Here is a 20929-nt window from a genome sequence, read left to right on the forward strand (position 1 = left end):
TTTTATACAGACACCTGAAAAAACACCTGAAAAGTAATTGATCCTTATAGCAGAGAATTATACGAGTCTAAATAGATGTATACCTAACCCAAATTTCGGCTCTTCGTTGTTTTGTGTGGATATTCTCCTAATGTTCTCATAAAACCAATGCGGTCTTGAGTTGAAAATCATCTTATCCATACAGAATAGTGAAGAGCCCTAATATAGTGCATAAGAATAGTGTCTAAGAATAGTGTTGCAGTTTCTAAAAATTCAGTCAAAAGCAAGAATCTTTACGTTGAAATTTTCGAGATCCACGATAGGGACCCTGGCAGGGACAGGTACTAGATTTACACGCTTCTGGAACTCTGTTTGGCCCTGCCATGTCCCGGAATTGACCAGAAGGACGTTCTTATAGCGCTGGACCCCAAGGGTGTGGACGTGACCTGTATGAATAATATCAGGCACAGGATCAATTATGAAATAATCCTTTTTCTCAGGGGATATGGAAACTCTACTCCCATAGGTCGGAGCAAGATGCCTGCGTTTCAGCATCTCAAGGACTGCCCCGGCAGGTTCCTGGTACGAGACTCCGGGGACGCTCGCCACAAGATCGTCAATCGACCTACCGTGGTAGATAAGAAGGCGGACACCGTCAAGCTCCAGAAAAGCAGGGTTGCCAACGAAAACAATATTCTCAGGGAAATATGCCTGAATATTTTCCGGCAGGGCAGGCTGAGGTTCTGCCTGGCGAACAGCATCGTGGTTACCTGGACTTATGATTACACGAATATGCTCGGGGATTTCCCTGAAATATTCGGCAGCCTTCTTGTATTGGTCGTAGACATCCAGAATGTCAAGTTCCAATTCCTGGTCAGGGTAGATCCCTATCCCGTCAACAATATCTCCTGCAACAACAAGATAACGGACACTGGCTGCAAGTTCCCGCATATCCTCTGAATCCGATTCCCCTTTCAAAAAATCCAGGAAATCAAGCCAGGCATCTTCCATAAACTGGGAGCTACCCACGTGCACATCCGAAATCAATACAGCTTTCCCATGGCTTCCGGTTCTGCGCTGGACATTATTCGGGACATCAGGTTGTATTAGCTTTGTTGCCAGCATGAGGCTTCCGTCATTGGTTATCGAACCAGCTACCCCTATGACCTCATCAAGGAGAATTTTTGATGCAAGCTCAAAAAGCTCTTTATCGGAATTTCGAATCAGGACTGAAAAAGAACCTGTTGGGTCTTCCAGAGAAAGGATTTTGTGGCCGTTCGTTGTGCTGTTGATATCCGAAACCATGCCTATAATTGAGATTTCCTCAGAACCTCCATCTCCTCCTCTGCGAAAGCTTCTTCTTTTTAAGCTTTCGATAGGACGTGCGTTGATCCTGCTCCGGATAATCTCCGAAAGCCTGCTGTATCTGTCCCTAAAATATTGCACAAATTGCATATATTCCCCGACACAGGTGGAATGCCCTGTTATATCCGAAACGACGGTCACAGGATTTTTGCCCGGATAATGTTTGTATTCATCGATGGAACTCGAAAGTATCCCTCTCTCAGAAGTGGAAGAAGATGATTCTGTCCTGAAACTCCGATTTGAAGGAATTGAGGAAAGAGAGTTCTCCTGCCCGAAAAAAGAAGAGACTGGCCTGTTTTCATCTAGGGAGGAATGAAAAGAGAAAGTTGGAGTTGCTGTTTTCACCGAAGAAAAGGAGTCTGAGGCAAGATCGGAGGCCAAAGCTTCGTCAGATAAAACAGTGATTGATTGTGTATCCAGGGCATTTGGAGTATTTGGAGTATTCGGAATATTTGGAGTATCCGGAGTGTTTGAAGCATCTGGAATATCCGGATCTGGTTCGTAAGCCTTATCCAGAACAATGCCCTGAACTGAAGAATCAGGAACATCGTCTTGAGATAATTTTATACTTGGATCAGAAGCTGTAGTAATAACATCTGGCTCTGAGGAAAGAACAGGTTCTGAAAGAAGGTCGGGCACTACAAAGGAATCAGGTTCTGAAGATGGATTCTCTGATCTGGAAGAAAGTATGGAAGTCCCGGAAAGAATTTTCCTTTTCTCTGTAGAGGAGGCATGTATTTTATCTGAATGCGACTCTCCCGCCGAAAAAGCGTCAAACCCTTCAAGATCTATATCTTCAATACTTATGACAATAACAGAGTCATTTACAGTTGAAAGGACATATTTAAGAAGGTCTTCGGGAGAATTACTGGAATAAATAAGTTCTACAGCTTCAGGACTTATCTGGTACTCTTTTTCCATAACAGTCCTTATAATATCCTTTTTTTCCATAATTCCAACCTGACCTTTCGAACTGACCTGAGTTCTTCCAACTTTTCGTGCGATCTGGCACCATGATCAATTTCACTCAAGACTCGCAGAGACTAAAGCAAAAGCCTGCTTACAATATAAAAACTAATAAGGTACAAAACTAATGTACTAAATTTAGTTTGTTACCATAAAGAAGAATGTATGAAACTTTTGTACGCTCGATAGAGTACTTATAGTTATTAATTCCTATCTATTGTAGAATGAGTATTAGTTCCTATATGATATAGAACGAATCTGTTCATTGTTTATTAAGAAACGATAAATGTTTTAAATAAGCAATAAAAAACATTAAAAAAATAGATTAATCAATTGAAAAGAATTGGTTAAAAAAGTTAATTGAAAACTAATATAAAGTAAAAACAAGTCTTCAGTAATCTACTGAGAAAACTCAATAAACCAATTTTTGACTAACTTATATAAGTCAGAAATGTAGAATGTAGGGCTGAAATAGTTTTGCGGCTGCATTATACTCTGAAAATCATACTAAGTCCCTGGGTAATTAAGTTTAGCCAGATGATAAGATTTCGAGTAGGATAAAATCTAATGGAATATAACGCAGCATCCTGGTGTTGAGTCAACAACAAAATGTCGTATTAAATCGATTGCAATTATTCGAAATTATTGAATCCTTGATGATTGACTCGACACTAGCATCTATAAGGATAAATCAAAAGAATAAAGGCTTAGCATGAGCGAGATTAATAAGGAAAAAAGTGCTCAGGAACAAGAAAACGCCTGGGTTTCCCTTGGGAAGGACTTGATGTCCGTTGTAGCTGTCGTGATCATTTTCATGGTCCTTTCCAAGCTGGCATTTGGACTCTGGACTCCTATGGTTGCGGTGGAGTCGGGGAGTATGGAACCGCATATGCAGATAGGAGATATTATTTTCATTAAAAGCATCGATAGATCAAATATTACAACGTACGAAGAAGGAAAAAACACAGGCTATAAGTCATTTGAAAATTATGGAGATGTGATTCTTTATCGCCAGTATGGCGAGGAAGGAGTGACTCCGATCATTCATAGGGCTATGTACAGAGTGGAAGCTGGAGAGCCAATGTGGGAAGGCGGTCCACCTGCTCCTTATTCCGGTTATATTACCAAAGGAGACAATGCTGTAACCAACAGTCACTATGACCAGGAAGGGCAGATAAGTTATAATATGCCTGTAAAAGATGAATGGATTATAGGGACTGCGAAGTACAGGATTCCTTATCTGGGATATGTCAGACTGCTCTTCTCATGAATCAGATTTATATGACTCTCAACTTATCTTTTTAAATCCCTGAATCAGTTTTCTTGATTAACTGGTTCAGGCATCCTGTTCTTTATTTCTTGAATCTTTTCAGGTTCTTGGTTTGTGTTTCTCTTATTATTATATATTATAATGATTATGTTTTTAAGTAATCGTTCTATTTTTGCCAGAAATTGTGTGAGTTTCTAGTTGCGTGAATTCCTGATTACATGAATTCCTGTTGCGTAAGTTCCTGATTGCGTAAGTTCCTGATTGCGTAAACTTCTGGTTGCGCAAACTTCTGGTTGAGTGAATTTTTAGGTTTTGGCGTATTAGAGAAAACTCACATAGATTCAAAGAATTTCAGGAAATCAAAAGAGGCTCAATAAATCACAAAAAGGTTTCAATTACAGGAAGCTAGAGGCAGCAATCTTTGAGGAGGCAACTCCAAAACAAATAAATAAGGGAAAGGAATGAGAAAACCACCAGGAAAATAATTAGAAAAACAGTCAAAAAACAACCAAAGGAAACCAAAAATAACCAAAAACAGATCAAACTAGAATCAAAAACAGATCAAACTAGAATCAAAACAGAATCAAACTGGAATCAAAACAGAATCAAACTAGAATCAAAATATTCAAAAACTGTTGGAAAAATGAAACTTAATAAACTAAAAATCGGCAAGACCGAAACACCTGGAAACCTTCTTCTTGCGCCTATGGCAGATGTTACAAATCTGGCTTTCAGGCTGCTCTGCAGGCAGAATGGAGCTGACCTTACATATACTGAGATGATCAGCGCAGATGCCCTGGTCAATGAAAACCGAAAATCACTCCTCAAGAGGCTGTCTTCCCCTGAAGACCGACCTTTTGGAGTTCAGCTTGTAGGAAGTTCTACTGAGAAACTGAGGGAAGCTGCTCTCTTTATTGAAGACGAGTATAGACCTGAACTCATCGACGTGAATATGGGTTGCCCTGCACAGCGCATTACTGGAACAGGGTGCGGCTCAGCTCTTCTCAACTCCCCTAAACTTGTATATGAAATTATCTCTGAGCTGACCGATGTGCTGAAGACTCCTGTGACTGCAAAGATCCGCATTCTGAAGAGGGATGAAAAAACCCTTGAGATTGCACGCCTGATTGAAGAGGCTGGGTCTTCTGCCCTGACTGTACATGGCAGAAGGGCAGAGCAAATGTACTCCGGAAGTTCAGACCTTAGAGCGATAAGGGCCGTTAAACAGGAACTTTCCATTCCAGTAATTGCAAACGGCGATGTAAGGGATGAGGAGTCTGCCGAAGTTGCCCTTGATTTTACTGGATGTGACGGGCTTATGATCGGACGCGCAGCAATGGGGAATCCCTTTATTTTCAAAAGGATAAGGCATTACCTGGAAACCGGGGAAAGGCTGGAATTTGACAGGCAAGTTCGGCAATTGGAGGACTTTGAGAATTATATCGCCTTACTTGAAGAATATGACCTCAGCACGTCTACAAATCTAAGAATGCATGCACACTGGTTTACAAAAGGGTTGCGCGGCTCGCGGCAGATTAGGGAAAAGATTAATAATCTGAAAGATGGAAAAGCGATGATTGAGTTAATAAAGGATTTCTATAAAGAGAAATATTAACATATCTCATATTTTTAAAAAGATATTTGTTTACGGCTATGGTGCACTAAAAACGTAACCAAGCAACAGGTTAACCTGAATGTGCCAAATATAATACATTTAAAAAAATAATTATAGATTAGAAATATATATAAAGAATATATTTCAATTCACCGAAAACCTAATAATATTCTACACTATTATCCATGAACTATCAGGCATAAAACAGTGTGAATTCAGAATTGAAAATAAACCTTTCAATATTAGTTATAATTCATGATATGAAAGAGATCCAGGTTAACAATTTACCATCCAGGTTTTTGGGTCCCTGACATGGATGTACATGTCACACTTATTATATTACAGTAGTGCCTGAAGAAAGAGTCAGATGCTGTGGTTGTGTCTGATAGAATAAAATGCTGATTATGTCTGACAAAATAAAATGTTGATTGTGTCTGACAAAGCAAATAAATTGAATAATATTGGGTTAATTCGCTTAGTATTTTGACTAATAGAGTGTGCCAGACAGCTAATTAAAACTTGTCAAACAGACTGCCGAGAACAGCAAAATTACAGAAAAATTTGAAAAACAATCGAAAAACAATAAATAAAATCTCATTAAAAAGGAGAATCTAGATGAAGGAAATCAGAATACACGGTCGAGGAGGCCAGGGTTCTGTTACCGCGGCTGAAATGCTTTCCGTTGCAGCTTTTGAAGATGGAAAATTTAGCCAGGCCTTCCCCGCTTTTGGGGTAGAGCGTAGAGGTGCCCCAGTCCAGGCATTCACGAGGATTAACAATAATCCTATCAGGCTCCGAAGTCAGATTTACAAACCGGATTATGTTATTGTCCAGGACGCAACTCTGCTTGAGACTGTTGACGTTGCAAGCGGGGTAAAGGATGACGGAATAATTATTGTTAACACAACCGAAAAACCGGAAAGCCTGAAACTCAATACAAAAGCTAGGGTCATGACCGTGGACGCTACCAAGGTGGCAATGGACATCATAGGTATCCCCATTGTAAATACTGTCCTCCTTGGAGCTTTTGCGGGTGCAACCGGAGAAATCAATGTTGAATCAATTCAACATGCAATTAGGGCTCGTTTTTCAGGAAAGGTAGGAGAAAAGAATGCAAATGCAATTCAGAAGGCCTACAAGCTTATCAGGGGGGAAGAAGCGTGACAAATAACGAGGAAGAATGTTTAAACATTTCACGCTGCAGAGTCTGTAAACCTGGTTCTACTCTCATAAACAAAACCGGAGGCTGGAGAAACTTCCGTCCTGTTTATATTTACGAAAAATGTACCAAGTGCGGAATTTGCCATATTGTCTGTCCTGATATGTCTATCAAACCTAGAGAAGATGGCTTTTTTGAATATGATTATGATTACTGCAAAGGTTGCGGCATCTGTGCAAATGAGTGTCCTGCAGATGCAATTGAAATGATTCTGGAGGAGAAATAATGATTGATCCGGCTTACAGAAAGAAAATGGTAGTCGTGGAAGGTTCCTATGCTGTGGCCCATTCCGCAAAAATCTGCCGTCCAAATGTAATTTCCGCCTATCCGATTACTCCTCAGACACATATTGTCGAACACCTATCTCAGTTTATGGCAGACGGGGAAATCCCTAACTGCGAGTATATTAATGTAGAAGCTGAGTTCTCGGCAATTTCTGCCCTTATAGGAGCATCAGCCGTAGGTGCAAGGACTTATTCAGCCACAACCTCCCAGGGGCTTCTGCTCATGCATGAGGCACTTTTTAACGCTGCAGGCATGAGACTTCCAATTTTAATGACAGTGGCAAATAGAGCAATTAGCGCTCCAATCAACATCTGGAACGATCATCAAGATGCTATTGCGCAGAGAGACACAGGCTGGATGCAGCTCTATGTAGAGGATGTTCAGGAAGCATGTGATACCCTGCCTCAGCTCTACAAGATCGCAGAAGACAATGAGATCATGGTTCCTGGTATGGTCTGCATGGACGGCTTTATCCTGTCTCATGTTTATGAACCTGTTGTCCTGCTTGAACAGGACCTAACTGATGAGTTCCTTCCGTCCTTCCAGCCCGAAGATATTCTTGATCCTGAAGACCCCAAGACTTTCGGAGCCTTTGCATCCCCTGATACATATGAAGAGTTCAGATATCTTCACGAGCAGGCAATGCAGAAAGCCCTTCCAAAGATCGAAGCCGTTGCAAAGGAATTTGGGGAAGTATATGGTAGATATCACGGAGGACTTATTGATGGTTATATGCTTGATGATGCCGAAATAATTATTATGGCTATGGGCTCTATTCTCGGCACTGTCAAGGATGTTGTTGATAAGTATAGAGCAAAAGGAGAAAAGATCGGCGTCTTAAAGGTCAGGTCCTTCAGGCCTTTCCCGAAGGAACAGATCTGCAAGGCTGTTAAGAATGCCCACGCAGTTGTCGTACTCGATAAGAATATTTCTATCGGGACTAACGAAGGAGCGCTCTTTACAGAAACAAAATCCTGCCTCTACAACAGTAAAGTCCGTGTACCTGTGGTTGGCTATACTGTAGGGCACGGAGGCCGTGACATTCCAGTGGAAAGTATTGCAAAGGTTATAGAAGAAACCAAGAAAGTTGCAAAATCTGGAATCACGATTGAAAGCCAATTCCTGGATCTTAAGGAGGAGTTGCTATGAGTAAAACTGCACCTCAAACATATATTACGTCCGGGCACAGCGGCTGTGCAGGTTGCTGTGATGCCTTTGCTGCAAAATTCACACTTATGGGCGCAGGCCCAAATACAATTGTAGTTAACCCGACGGGTTGCCTTGAAGTCATGTCTACACCTTTCCCATATTCTTCCTGGCAGGTTCCGTGGATCCACTCCCTCTTTGAAAATGCAGGTGCAGTGGCTTCAGGTGTGGAAGCTGCTTTGAAAGCCCTTGGAAAAAAGGATGACATCAAGGTTGTATCAATCGGGGGAGACGGTTCTACTATGGATATAGGTCTCGGTGCCCTTTCTGGTGCATTCGAGAGAGGCCACGACTTCACCTATGTGTGCATGGACAACGAAGCGTACATGAACACTGGAGTCCAGCGCAGTAGCGGAACACCTTTCGATGCAAGTACCACAACCACTCCAGCCGGAAAAGTTTCCTTTGGAAACCCACGCCCTAAGAAGAACATGCCTGCTATCATGGCAGCTCATGGCTCTCCTTATGTGGCCACGACCTCTATAGGTTTCCCAAGAGACATGATACGAAAGGTCAAGAAGGCAACTGAAATCGTAGGACCTACCTATATCCATGCTCAGGCTCCCTGTCCAACAGGCTGGGGTTTTGATACATCCAAGACCCTGGAAATTGCCAAACTCGCAGTCGAAACCTGCCTCTGGCCCATGTATGAAATGGAAAACGGGGAAATTACCCAGGTCAGGAAAGTTAAGGACCCCAGGCCAGTTGAAGAGTACCTGAGAGCCCAGAAAAGGTTCAAACACCTCTTCACCATGGAAGGCGGCGAGGAAGAAATAAAGAAAATCCAGGCTCTTGCAGACTGGAACATAAAGCACTTTGGGCTTCAGTAAAAACTGAAGTTCTATTTTTTAATTTTAGTTTTTAATATTACTTTTTTTTAATTTTACTATTATTTCACAATTTTCTATTTTCTTTACAACGCTACTGGAATTATAGAACTCGATAGCTTAATTTTTCGGGATTGTCAACACAAAATTTTCTGGAAAAGAAGAAGGCTCTTCGTTGTTTTGTGTGAGTATCCTCATAATAGTCTCATAAAAACCAATACGTTCTTGAATTGAAAATTATCTTATCCATAGGGAATGACGAAGAGCCGTTTTATTTTTGTTTTTTGTACTCAGCCTACCCAGATAAGTTAGTTGATGATAATTTTTATATTCTCCTCAAACAGGAGCTTTTTTGAAATGAGCCTGTCCCAAAAGCCGTTTAGTTCTTAATCATCAAGAATTTTCAGGATTGTTTTCATGATCAGAAACTTGATTGATTATTCGAAGGACAGGATTCAGAGAAACAATTTTAAGTTTTGGGATCAGCTCATGTAAAAATATAAGATTAAATAACATTAAGTTTTTAAAAATTTTATCGAAAATAGTTGGATTTATTTCTATTAATAATAGTTATTAAATATTTAAAGCCATTTATGGTAAAAAATAGTTACAAGAAATATATAAGTTAAAAGGCATTAAAAAACCCGGAAAATCAGAAAAAGGAGTTTAAAAGCAAATTTTTGGAAATTAACCTTTTTCAAATATTATTAATAATAAGCTATATATCTCAAAATGTTATAATTATCATCGTCTGTTTTTCAATTAAATGGATTATCAGACGATCAAAATTTTAGTTAGTGGGGGATGGATTAAAATTTAAATTTCATTTAACTCAGGATTTACTGTAAAAAAGATGAATTTTCAAATTCATTGCGACAGAGATTTGTTTTGAAATTTAATCCTTAGTGGGGAAGGATTAGAAATTGGTATTTATCCAGCTTAGGGGATCCTTTGGACAAATTCTGATTTTTGGAATTCACCTTTCACTATAGATTTATACAGAGTTAAAAACGTGAGAAAAGAACTGGGGAGTGAATAAATGAAAAAGTTAAAGAATGAAATTCAGGGAATGAATATAACAAAGCTGATTCTGCTTTTCATGGCTCTTATAATAACAATGGTAGCTCTGATATCCAGTGCATCTGCTGCTGTACCTAACGATGGTACACCGAATTATGGTACAGCGACTGTGGATGGAGATATCAGTGAATGGAATCTGGATGTTACTGGACCTGACTACTTTGCTCCTATGTATGAGGGATGGGACGAAAATGGGAAGGATAGGGTTCTTTCAAAGCTCTACCTGCGCTATCACTGCAACGGCGACGGCACTGTCACGATTTATGCGCTTGTTCTGAAGGAGCCGAATGTTACGGTTAATGATACAGCTGGAAATGCATGGATTGCAATCGACGGTATACAGTATAAGAAAGTTTCTGATGATGGTACTGGAACTTTTGCATGGGTCTACGCCTCTGATGAAACAACCAAGATTGGTTATGAAGGGTCCTTCATACTTGCAAGTGGAAGCAGCTATGGTCTCATTGCGCACATTCAAGTGACTGACTCTGAGGGTGAAGATCAGACCTCCGGTACGTATCTCAAGGAGATCCCCCTCATAATCCCCATCTGCCAGCCGGTTGAGAAACTCACGGTCAGCAAGACTGCCGTCACCTCTTACAACCGCACCCATAACTGGGACATCACCAAGAACGTTACCACCGAAAAAGAATACACGCACGAAGGATTCCCCAAAATCTGGCTCTATACAGACGGATCTGGAGATGAAAATGCTATCTGGACTGTAAACGTTACATATAATGGTTATGAAGACAGTGACTTCAACGTCTCAGGTGTGATCACGATTAAAAACGACGGAGATCTACCCGCCAATATCACCAGCATTAATGATGTTATCGTTGAAACAACCAGTGAAACCCCGGTTACCGTTTCCTGGGGAGTGTCATTCCCATACAATCTGCCTGTCGGTAGTACCCTGACAGGTACCTATAATGAGCCCGTCGATGGCAAGATAGAGGGCTCCAATAATGTGACGGTAACGACCGAGAGGGGCAGTTATGAAGCGGGCACCGATATAGTCTGGGGTGATCCCACTATAGAGAAATACAAGACCATCACAGTCAAAGACATCAGCGACCTCTTTGGCACGCAAGATCTTGGCACAGTAACTGCCCCGGACAACAAGCAGTTTACCTACCCCGAGGACCCCAAGGAATTTAAATGGGCGGACTACGGCGAGAATGGGTGTGGTGATTACACCTACGTTAATACCGCAACTATCGTTGAGACGGATCAATCTGCCACTGCCACACTCAAGGTCAACGTCCAGTGCTACATGTACGAAACGGCTTACGCCAAAAAAGACAATGGGGCAATCTGTTTCCTCTCCAACCCTTACTTCAACTTCGCAAATTGGGGCTGGACCAACCCGATTATGCCCGGCACCTACACGATGAACCTTTGGGCCGGAGCTGCGCAGTGCGATACCACTAAAGGTACCCTGGTAGGCACGGTGGAGGTTGTGTATGACAGTGCAACCCCTCACACCTTGACTGTAAACTACAACAACATGTACGACTCCTACATCCTGAAAGAAACCCATGTGTACGCCGGTTACAACCCGTTCCCGACGGACAAAAAGGGTAAACTGACGGTTGCACCAGGACAGTACACCAACGCCGGTCAGTTTGACGGTAATCAAATCTATGTCATCTCACACGCGGTGGTAGGAATTCCTGACCCGAATTTTGGTCCTAACTAAATGAAGAAGAAAAACCCGGGACGCATCCCGGGAATAATTTTTTTGATAAGGCATCCAATAATAAACCTGGACCTCTGGCTATTGATGAAGGCATAAAAGGTTTTGAAAGTTTTATACGTTTTTTAGAGATTTGGATGAGAGCATCGTAAAGTCAACAACGGAATAAATTCTAATCTATAATCCCAGATTTATATAATTTTCTTCTTATATCTCTAATATGATATTATTAGCTTAGATCACAAAGCAAAAAAGACAAAAAACATTGGGACAAATGGACAAATAATACTTAGAAAGGACCTAAACATTGAATAGAACAGGCATCTGTTTTTTAAATGCCGTTTTTAAATACCTTTTTTTAATATACCGTTTTTAAATACCGTTTTTTAAGATACCGTTTTTTAAGATGCCGTTTTTTAAGATACCGTTTTTTAAATACCGTTTTTTAAGATACCGTTTTTTAAGATACCGTTTTTTAAAGACACCGTTTTTTAAGATACCGTTTTTTAAGATGCCGTTTTTTAAGATGCCGTTTTTTAAGATACCGTTTTTTAAATACCGTTTTTTAAACACCGTTTTTTAAGATACCGTTTTTTAAATACCGTTTTTTAAAGACACCGTTTTTTTACAGATGCCTAGCAATTCAGATATCTTATAGTCATATAAAACTACGGATGTACTGAAAACGAAATATATAATTATGGAAGTACCGTAAAATATAAAGAAAGTTTAAAGATAATAGAGAAGAAACTTCCTTTCTGCATTCAATCAAAACAGAGTACTGAAAGCACATTCAATTCATAAAATTATTAAAATAATTAGAGTTAAGAGACTTATTATAATCTTAAAATATAAAAGAGTGGAAGCCTGGTTTTGAACCCTTATGAAAAAAAGAATTTGAGCGAAAAAGTAAGTTACCGGATGATTACAGATCAATTAGTGGTAACTGTCTTCTCAGGTCAGGCAAATAGCCTTCTCTGTGCAGGGCTATTTTATAGTCGCTTATTGCTCTGCATAATTTGTGGGTATATTTTATGCAGTCGTTACCAACATTTCCCTTAAACAGCAATTTTTCTGTTTTTTCTATAAATTCGGGATACGTAAAAACCAGCTCTTCTTTGGTGTGCAGGAACAGAGCTGCAAAGTCCCTGTGAATGCCCATGCTTCTTTTAAGCAATTCAACGTTAAGATGTTCCTCAGACAGATAGGGGTTGAACTTCACAAAGGTGTGAAAATCTGCAATGTTCTGGTTTAAGGAGTTTAGAATTGAGTATAGAACGTTGTCGGTTTCCGGAAGGGGGATATCCGGAAGATCGAGGCAGTCTCCATCAAAAGTCTCGTTTTCTTTTATATTTTGATCTCGGGTTGTATCACGATCCATTTTATCACCCTGATTGTAAAAACTTATTTTAATGAATGCTCTGGTGGCTTCCGTTTCGTATAACGGGTTCAATCACTTGCTTTAATATAGTTTTTAGATACACTTATCGGATTGTCTTCGGGTGGCTCCAAATAAATCCATTGTGTTAATCACCGGCGTTTCCGTCGCTTCCCCACTCGAAGCGGTTGTACGCACATGGGTTAGATGCTTCAGATTCCGTTTTTATCTCCACGAACCCAGCCTTAGAGGTCTAGCACTGAGTCCTGTAAAGTATGATCAATTAAACGTTTAGGCTCTAGCATCTCACCATATATAAAATTATGTCTTAATAAAACAGACTAAATATAATTATATTAAAAATTTTTATTTGATACTGTAAAGATCCTGAATAACTATCTAAATTGTCCTGAAGCAATCTTGAATAAATCGTAAACACCAATTTAAAGCCTTTAAAATAGATTTCAGGGAATTTTAAACCCCTGAACTTCTTCTATTCTCCAGCATTTCCATCCCGAAAGCTGCAACTCCATAAACAAGGCTCAGTACGAGAATGATCGTCGCACCGGATGGGACATCCAGAGCATATGAAAGACCTATTCCTGTAACGCTGATTACAGTTCCAAAGGCTATGGAAATCAGCATCATACGCTTCAGGTTATGAGTGAATTTACGGCTCAGAGAAGCAGGAATGGTAAGAAGAGCGATTACAAGGATAATACCCACGACCTTAATAAGCACTACAATTGTTAGCGCAATTATGCAGAGCAGGAAAAGGTAAAGCTTCTCGGTAGGAAGTCCCTGCACGGTTGTGAATTCTTCGTCAAAACAGAGAGCAAGGAATTCCTTATAAAGTAAGTAAACTGCACCTACTATTACTATATCAAGAGCTAGCATAAAGTAAAGGTCGGAGCGGGGCACCGTTAAAATATTTCCGAATAGATATGTCATAAGATCAGGAGCATATCCAGGGGTTAAATAGACAAAAATTATTCCAAGTGCCATTCCAAGAGACCAGAGTATGCCTATAGCACTGTCTTCAGGGATTTTAGACTTCTTGCTCACTGTTCCCATGACAAGAGCCGAAAGCAAGCTGAAGGGAAGAACTCCGAACATAGGGTTGATTCCCAGGTAATAACCCAGCCCAACACCTCCAAAGGAAGCATGAGCTATCCCCCCACTTATGAATACTATTTTTTTGACGACAACATAGACTCCTATAATCCCGCAGGCTATACTTGCAAGAATTGCGGCTGCAAGAGCGTTCTGGATAAAGGTGTATTGCAGAAAATTAAACATTCTTATTTCTCCGTCTGTTTTTCGAGTCAGTCTTTTTCGGACAAGTCCTGATTATCAGGAGTTCTCCTTATGGTTTTCCAGAACCCTGTGAGGTATTCCATGAGCAATCAGTTCAACAGGGCACTGGTAGGTAGCTTCAAGATCTTCAACCGGAATTTCTCTGGAGTTGTGGTAATGGAGAGTGCGGTTTAAGCAGGCTATTCTATCGACATAAATAGAAACCGCGCTGAGGTCATGAGTAACCATGATGACTGCCATTTCCTTCTTTAGCCCGTCCAGCAGGCGGTAGAGTTCCTCCTGCATATGCGGATCAAGCCCGGAATTAGGTTCGTCCAGAAGCAGAAGTTTGGGGTTTGTGGCAAGAGCTCTCGCAATAAAGACTCTCTGACGCTGCCCTCCCGAAAGCTGGCCAATCTGCCGGTCCTTGTACTGGAACATTTCTACCATCTTCAGGGCTTCTTCTGCAGCCTTTTTGTCTTCTTCTCTGTATTTTTTCCGAAAACCCGTATGGCTCATCCTGCCTGTGAGCACCACTTCCCAGACACTTATAGGAAAGTCAAAATCGAAACCTTTGTATTGAGGAACATAGCCTATGAGCTCTCTGCTCTTTTCGGGTGTTTTCCCAAAGAGCTTTACACTGCCTTTATAGGGTTTCAAAAGCCCAAGGAGCACTTTGAGAAATGTGGTCTTTCCTCCCCCATTAGGTCCGATAATCCCAAGCAGTCCATTGGGCTCTTTTAATTCAAAATTAATTGCCTCAAGGATAGTCTGGTTTCCGTAACGAACCCAGACATCTTTCAGTTCTATAACCTTCTCCATTGCCTTCCCTTCAGAATATCGTTTTTATTATCGTTTTTATTATCGTTTTTGTTTATCGGATTACAATCTTTTGATATTTAGATACGAAACTTTAGTGGTTGACTTTACCAGAACTCAAATGCTAATTTTACTAACTTCGTACCTTACTGACTTTTTACCTTACTGCCTTCGTACCTTACTGCCTTCTTACATACTGCCTTCTTACATACTGCCTTCGTACATACTGCCTTCATACGAGGTTTCTGGCAAAAATATCAGATACATTATCCATATTTGCAATGTAATCCTTTGCAAGCGGGTCTACAGCTACAACCTCACCGCCGATCTCTTCAGCTACGGCTTGCGCACTCTGCTTACTTGTTTGGGGCTGGATAAAGATTACTTTGACGTGCTTTTCCTTTGCAAGATCTACAAGCTTCGCCAGATCCTCAGCGCTTGGCTCTTTTCCTTCACTCTCAACTGAAATCATGGTAAGGTTATAATCCGCTGCAAAATATCCCCAGGAAGGATGATAAACCATGAAGTTTCTTTCCGTTTTTCCGGAAAGCTTTTCGCGAATCCTTGCGTCCAGGGTGTCCAGTTCCTTAAGATAGGCGTCTCTGTTCTGAGCATAGTAAGTCTTGTTCTCAGGATCTATTTTGGCAAGTCCCTCATAAATGTTCTCGACCATTATTTTTGCATTTGCAGGAGATGTCCATATATGGGGGTCCAGTTCAGTTTCTTCTTCATCAGCTTCAAGTTCCCCTGCTCCTTCCTCTTCGTGATGATCGTGAGCAGCAAGTTCTCTGAGTTTAATTCCATTAGAAGAGTTTACAATAAGAGTTCCACTGTTAATAGATTCAAACCTGTCGATCCAGACTTCCTCAAAGGGCATATCGATTCCGACTGTAACATACATACTGGCTTTGCTTATATTTTCTATTTCTTTAGGGGATGGTTCATAAGTATGAGGGTCCGCTCCCGGAGGAATTATGACAACAGTTTTTACTTTGTCTCCCCCCACTTTTTCTACAAACTCAGCCTGAGGAAGCACACTTACAGCTACAGTTACAGGTTCGTTTGACCCTGCTACTCCAACTTCCTGTCCTGTACTCTCATTAGTTTGGGAGTCATCTGGGCCTGTACAGCCGCTGGCAAAAAGGCTCAGACCAACAGTCAAGAGCACTAATAAAGGTAGAATTTTCAGATTCATATTAAGATCCCACTTTCTTCACTTTCACTTTTCTTTGGCTCATGAATGGCTCATGAATGGCTCATGAATATATTTCTGGATGAGATAAGGCCGACATTATTCAAAGTCTCTCTATACCCAAAGTCCATCATTATTCTAAATTTGGTATATGCCCAAATTTTTGAGCTATTCCGACAATTTTTTGGTGTATGACCAAATTTATCTCGAAGCTCATACTCAGCACTTAATTAGCACTTTAGCTCTTCATTTAACATTTCGTTTAATGCTCCACTTATTCAGGCATTCAATCATGTTTTTCTTCATACAAGCATCTTTCATGGCTTATTTCCCCGCATACTCCGAACATTGGGTGTCCCATTGAGCTGCAGATTTTATTTACAGCGTCCCTTGAGACGAAAGCCTCAAAACGCGAAACTTCACTACAAGCTTCCTCCGACGAAAGACCATAATGGGTTAAAAGGAGACTGAGAATCCTGTGCCTTCGGATAAGAAACTGCGTATACGCCTCACCCATTTCCGTCAGATCCACCCCCCTGTAAGGGACATGGTTCAGGTAGCCTGCACTTGCAAGCTCGTTTAAGGTCTTGGTCGTGGTTGAGGGGTCTACTTGCAGGCCTGCAGAAATCTCTGTAGTTTTTACAGTGCCTCCTTTTTCAAGAATGAACTTAAGATAATCTACCTTTCTCGGCGAGAGTTCAAGGCCTGTAAATTCATGATAACTTTGCTCATTCATATAGAGAAATATAAAAAACTGGTATTTATTGTTTGCCACGTCCCAAATTATGAAGTTATAATTTTACTGTGGCAAAATTAGAAAAGCGGGAAGAATGTGAGGAGTAGAGTTCAAAACTATCAGTAAAAAACATAGTAAAAGAGAAAACCTGGTAAAAGAAAAGATTCAGTAAAAGGAAGAATTCAGTAACAGAAGATATACACAGTAGATATCAGCAAGAAACTCACGATACCCATCAAGGCGTTCCCAAGGGTATTTGACCTGAAGACCTTAGATGGCTCCAGTTCTGCAAGCTCTCCGAAAATCCAGAAGAAGGGATCATTGACATGGGAAATTAGAAAAGTGCCTGAAGCCATTGAAAGGATAACAATTTCCGGAGGAATCCCAAGCTCAGGAACCAGTGGCAGTAAAAGGGAAGGTGCAATAAGCATGGTCACAACCCTTGATCCCTGAACGGTTTGAAGGGCTGCGGCAACGAGAAAAGGCACAAGGATATGGGGAAGGCTCAACTGCAAGAAAAACCTGCCAAGAGCTTCTCCTGCCCCGGTCATGGCAAGAGTTGCCCCGAGAGCGCCTCCTCCGCAAAGGTCAAGAAGAACAACTCCACTTCTTCTCACAGCTTTTTCGATCAGTTCCCTCAGTACGAGAGATCCTAGTTTTCTGGCAGAAAAGATGGAGAGAAGGACCCCTATAAGAAGGGCAATATTTGGGTTTCCCAGAAAGGTGAGCACAGGATGGTGTTCAAAGCCTGTGTGAAGGAGAATAAGGAGTAAAGGAAAAAATATTGGGGCATAGGCCTCAAGCCGTTTGGGTCTTTTGACAGAGTTACTATATATTCCTGAGGTTTTTTCCTGAATTTCAGTTGTCTTTTCCTTTACCCTGTTCGAAAGATATGCAGTCTCAGACTTTTCCAGATTTTTGGAATAAAGGTAACCTGCAATGGAAGTCGGAAGTGCAATAAGAAGTCCCAGAATAAAAAGCCTGTCCACATTAGCTGATAGCTCTTCTGCTGCCGAGATTACTACCGGTGAAGGATAGACAAGGTTAAACGAGGCAACGGCTCCGAGTGCAAGGACTGTTGCAGTGGAAATGGGGGGGTTATCGAGCCTGGCAGCCAACTCTTTAGCTATTGGAATAAAGATAACATAGGCAAGAATGTAACACATCAGGGGAACAGAAAAAAGAAAGCCAAGGACATTAAGGGCAAGTAGAGGATTTCTGGAAAAACGTATAATATCAGAGGCTATTAAGGACATACCTCCGGTTCCCTGAAGCAGAAGTCCAATAACACTTCCACATGTAATAATAATAGCAAAACGAGAAAATACACTGCCCAATCCTCCGGTTATTGCTTCGACCGTAGCCAGGGGCTCTCCTGCAAGGATTCCTGTAAAAACGGATACAAGGACAAGACTGATAAAAGGGTGCAACCTGAGTCTGGCTGTGAAAAATAAGATGCAGAGAAGGGCAAAAAGGAATATGATTACAGGATGCATGTTTAAAACCTGATCGTGGATGGTCTATCTTTATTCGATTGATGTTTTAAAACACCTGAATGTCAGCAGTTCCTTTAAAGTCCATATTGAGTCCACAATTCCTGCCGCTCTTGCAGGTGTATTATGTAAGTTCCATTCCCGGAAATATTGCCTCGGTTAGTAAGACCATAGAGCTTACAGTTTTTATTTGGACAGACAACGTCAAAGAATTGTGGGTTTTGACTTCTTTTCCCCTAATGTACACATATGATATTCAAATATCTAATACAAATCAAATATAAATTAACCCTCATATTCTTTTTCTTAAATCAAAAATAAGGATTAGCTTTCAATAATACTTTTATAACTTTTGACTAAAACTAGAACTTTAAGGATTCTCAGAGACTAAAAAATTTATCTGATGAATAGTTGCGTTTAATGTTGTATCCTAACACTTTGTGTGGAGAGTAGGTATACTCTCCGACACATATGTTATATTTTTTGCTGGCTAATTTATTCACATTCTTTTGTTGAAGTATCTGCAGCATTGTCACATGTTTTTTCTGTTGTTGAAGTCTCTGTTGAGGTATCTACAGCATTGTCACATGTTTTTTCTGTTGTTGAAGTCTCTGTTGAGGTATCTGCAGCATTATCACATGTTTTTTCTGTTGTTGAAGTCTCTGTTGAGGTATCTGCAGCATTATCACATGTTTTTTCTGTTGTTGAAGTATCTGCAGCATTGTCACATGTCTTTTCTKTTGTTGAAGTATCTGCAGCATTGTCACATGTTTTTTCTGTTGTTGAAGTATCTGCAGCATTGTCACATGTCTTTTCTTCTGTTGAAGTCTCTGTTGAGGTATCTACAGCATTGTCACATGTTTTTTCTGTTGTTGAAGTCTCTGTTGAGGTATCTGCAGCATTATCACATGTTTTTTCTGTTGTTGAAGTATCTGCAGCATTGTCACATGTYTTTTCTKYTGTTGAAGTATCTGCAGCATTGTCACATGTTTTTTCTGTTGTTGAAGTATCTGCAGCATTGTCACATGTCTTTTCTTCTGTTGAAGTCTCTGTTGAGGTATCTACAGCATTGTCACATGTCTTTTCTTCTGTTGAAGTATCTGCAGCATTATTACATGTTTTTTCTGTTGTTGAGGTATCTGCAGCATTGTCACATGTTTTTTCTGTTGCTGAGGTATCTACAGCATTGTCACATGTTTTTTCTGTTGTTGAAGTATCTGCAGCATTGTCACATGTCTTTTCTTCTGTTGAAGTCTCTGTTGAGGTATCTACAGCATTGTCACATGTCTTTTCTTCTGTTGTAGTATCTGCAGCATTGTCACATGTCTTTTCTGTTGTAGTATCTGCAGCGTTGTCACATGTTTTTTCTGTTGTTGAAGTATCTGCAGCATTGCTGCATGTCTTTTCTGTTGTAGTATCTGCAGCATTGTCACATGTCTTTTCTGTTGTAGTATCTGCAGCGTTGTCACATGTCTTTTCTGTTGTAGTATCTGCAGCATTGTCACATGTCTTTTCTGTTGTAGTATCTGCAGCGTTGTCACATGTTTTTTCTGTTGCTGAGGTATCTACAGCATTGTCACATGTTTTTTCTGTTGCTGAGGTATCTACAGCATTGCTGCATGTCTTTTCTGTTGTAGTATCTGCAGCATTGTCACATGTCTTTTCTGTTGTAGTATCTGCAGCATTGTCACATGTTTTTTCTGTTGTTGAAGTATCTGCAGCATTGTCACATGTCTTTTCTTCTGTCGAAGTATCTGCAGCATTACCACATGTTTTTTCTGTTGTTGAAGTATCTACAGAAACGCAGCTGTGTAATTCAGAGCTACAATTTGTTGAGCTACAATTTACTACGTTGCAATTTACTAGGTTGCAATTTACTAAGCTACAATTTGCTAAGCTACAATTTGCTTGCTCGCAGTCTGTAATAGACTCGCAATTACAAGAGGTACATTCCTTATTACAATATTTGTTCTGTTTTCCGTCTACAATAGAAACGCAGCCGTATAATTCAGAGCTACAATTTGCTGAGCTACAATTTGTTACGCTACAATTTACTAAGCTGCAATTTACTAAGCTGCAATTTGCTAAGCTACAATTTACTAAGCTACAATTTGCTTGATCACAGTCTGTTGCAGACTTTACAGAATTATCACAGGAAGATGCTCCTGCGGTAATTGAAGTTGAGATCATTAGTAATATAAATAAAATAGATCCCATTATTTTTGCAATTGATTTTTCATTAGAATTCATCTTATTCCTCTAGTTCCTCTGATTCCTCTAATCTTGTAACTTGAGAGAATCCGGAACTAAAGTTCATCCTTTCAATTATATATATAACAATACTTACATTAAATACGTTATATAATATTCACAAGAATGTTTCTAATACTTCATAACCTCTAATAAGTCGATAAAAACAAATTTAAAGCTTTATAATGCTTTATTTACTTTTAACACTTGTTTACAAAGTTGCGAACTTAAATATTAATTAATTTTATTAAATT

At 40.2% G+C, this 20929-nt stretch carries 15 protein-coding genes and 1 pseudogene; 7 read left to right on the top strand and 9 right to left on the bottom strand.

Annotated elements, in window-relative coordinates; translation table 11 throughout:
- Window positions 1-252: 252 nt before the first annotated feature.
- A complete protein-coding gene (locus tag FXW07_RS15405; protein ID WP_229396164.1) occupies window positions 253-2295 on the bottom strand; it encodes a DNA-directed DNA polymerase II small subunit in 2043 nt (680 codons plus the stop codon).
- Between the two features lie 727 nt (window positions 2296-3022).
- Between FXW07_RS15405 and FXW07_RS15410 the strand changes: the two genes are divergently transcribed.
- From FXW07_RS15410 to FXW07_RS15440, 7 genes are all read left to right on the top strand, one after another.
- Complete coding sequence (locus tag FXW07_RS15410) at window positions 3023-3580, top strand: signal peptidase I (RefSeq protein WP_048116670.1); 558 nt, start codon at window positions 3023-3025, stop codon at window positions 3578-3580.
- A gap of 643 nt (window positions 3581-4223) precedes the next feature.
- On the top strand, window positions 4224-5195 hold the full coding sequence (gene dusB / locus FXW07_RS15415) for a tRNA dihydrouridine synthase DusB (protein WP_229396165.1): 972 nt from the start codon (window positions 4224-4226) through the stop codon (window positions 5193-5195).
- A gap of 615 nt (window positions 5196-5810) precedes the next feature.
- The gene (locus FXW07_RS15420; RefSeq protein WP_048116675.1) at window positions 5811-6359 is read left to right on the top strand and encodes a pyruvate ferredoxin oxidoreductase subunit gamma; all 549 of its coding nucleotides are present in this window, start codon (window positions 5811-5813) and stop codon (window positions 6357-6359) included.
- Window positions 6356-6640, top strand: a complete 285-nt coding sequence (porD, locus tag FXW07_RS15425; RefSeq protein ID WP_229396166.1) for a pyruvate synthase subunit PorD — start codon at window positions 6356-6358, stop codon at window positions 6638-6640. Before FXW07_RS15420 ends, porD begins: the two co-directional genes overlap by 4 nt.
- Window positions 6640-7848: a pyruvate synthase subunit PorA gene (porA, locus tag FXW07_RS15430; RefSeq protein WP_048116681.1), complete on the top strand. Its 1209-nt coding sequence runs from the start codon at window positions 6640-6642 to the stop codon at window positions 7846-7848. Before porD ends, porA begins: the two co-directional genes overlap by 1 nt.
- Window positions 7845-8735, top strand: a complete 891-nt coding sequence (porB, locus tag FXW07_RS15435; protein ID WP_229396167.1) for a pyruvate synthase subunit PorB — start codon at window positions 7845-7847, stop codon at window positions 8733-8735. Before porA ends, porB begins: the two co-directional genes overlap by 4 nt.
- Window positions 8736-9771: 1036 nt before the next feature.
- Complete coding sequence (locus FXW07_RS15440) at window positions 9772-11514, top strand: hypothetical protein (RefSeq protein WP_229396168.1); 1743 nt, start codon at window positions 9772-9774, stop codon at window positions 11512-11514.
- A 922-nt stretch (window positions 11515-12436) separates the two neighbouring features.
- Here the strand turns inward: FXW07_RS15440 and FXW07_RS15445 are convergent.
- From FXW07_RS15445 to FXW07_RS15480, 8 genes and pseudogenes are all read right to left on the bottom strand, one after another.
- Complete coding sequence (locus FXW07_RS15445) at window positions 12437-12892, bottom strand: hypothetical protein (protein WP_048116689.1); 456 nt, start codon at window positions 12890-12892, stop codon at window positions 12437-12439.
- A gap of 471 nt (window positions 12893-13363) precedes the next feature.
- Window positions 13364-14188, bottom strand: coding sequence for a metal ABC transporter permease (locus FXW07_RS15450; protein ID WP_229396169.1), 825 nt, complete (start codon window positions 14186-14188; stop codon window positions 13364-13366).
- A gap of 54 nt (window positions 14189-14242) precedes the next feature.
- Window positions 14243-15007: an ABC transporter ATP-binding protein gene (locus FXW07_RS15455; protein WP_229396170.1), complete on the bottom strand. Its 765-nt coding sequence runs from the start codon at window positions 15005-15007 to the stop codon at window positions 14243-14245.
- 229 nt (window positions 15008-15236) lie between these two features.
- A complete protein-coding gene (locus tag FXW07_RS15460) occupies window positions 15237-16199 on the bottom strand; it encodes a zinc ABC transporter substrate-binding protein (RefSeq protein ID WP_229396171.1) in 963 nt (320 codons plus the stop codon).
- Between the two features lie 283 nt (window positions 16200-16482).
- Entirely contained in the window at window positions 16483-16932 is a 450-nt protein-coding gene (locus FXW07_RS15465; RefSeq protein ID WP_229396172.1) for a metal-dependent transcriptional regulator, read from the bottom strand.
- Window positions 16933-17114: 182 nt separating this feature from the next.
- Window positions 17115-18428, bottom strand: coding sequence for a GntP family permease (locus tag FXW07_RS15470; protein WP_229396173.1), 1314 nt, complete (start codon window positions 18426-18428; stop codon window positions 17115-17117).
- Window positions 18429-18550: 122 nt separating this feature from the next.
- Window positions 18551-18661 (bottom strand): annotated as a pseudogene (locus tag FXW07_RS15475) (IS1 family transposase); the annotation flags it as partial.
- 259 nt (window positions 18662-18920) lie between these two features.
- Window positions 18921-20675, bottom strand: a complete 1755-nt coding sequence (locus FXW07_RS15480) for a hypothetical protein (protein ID WP_229396174.1) — start codon at window positions 20673-20675, stop codon at window positions 18921-18923.
- Window positions 20676-20929: the final 254 nt, after the last annotated feature.

This window comes from Methanosarcina sp. DH1 (assembly GCF_020804205.1).
Lineage (GTDB): Archaea > Halobacteriota > Methanosarcinia > Methanosarcinales > Methanosarcinaceae > Methanosarcina > Methanosarcina vacuolata.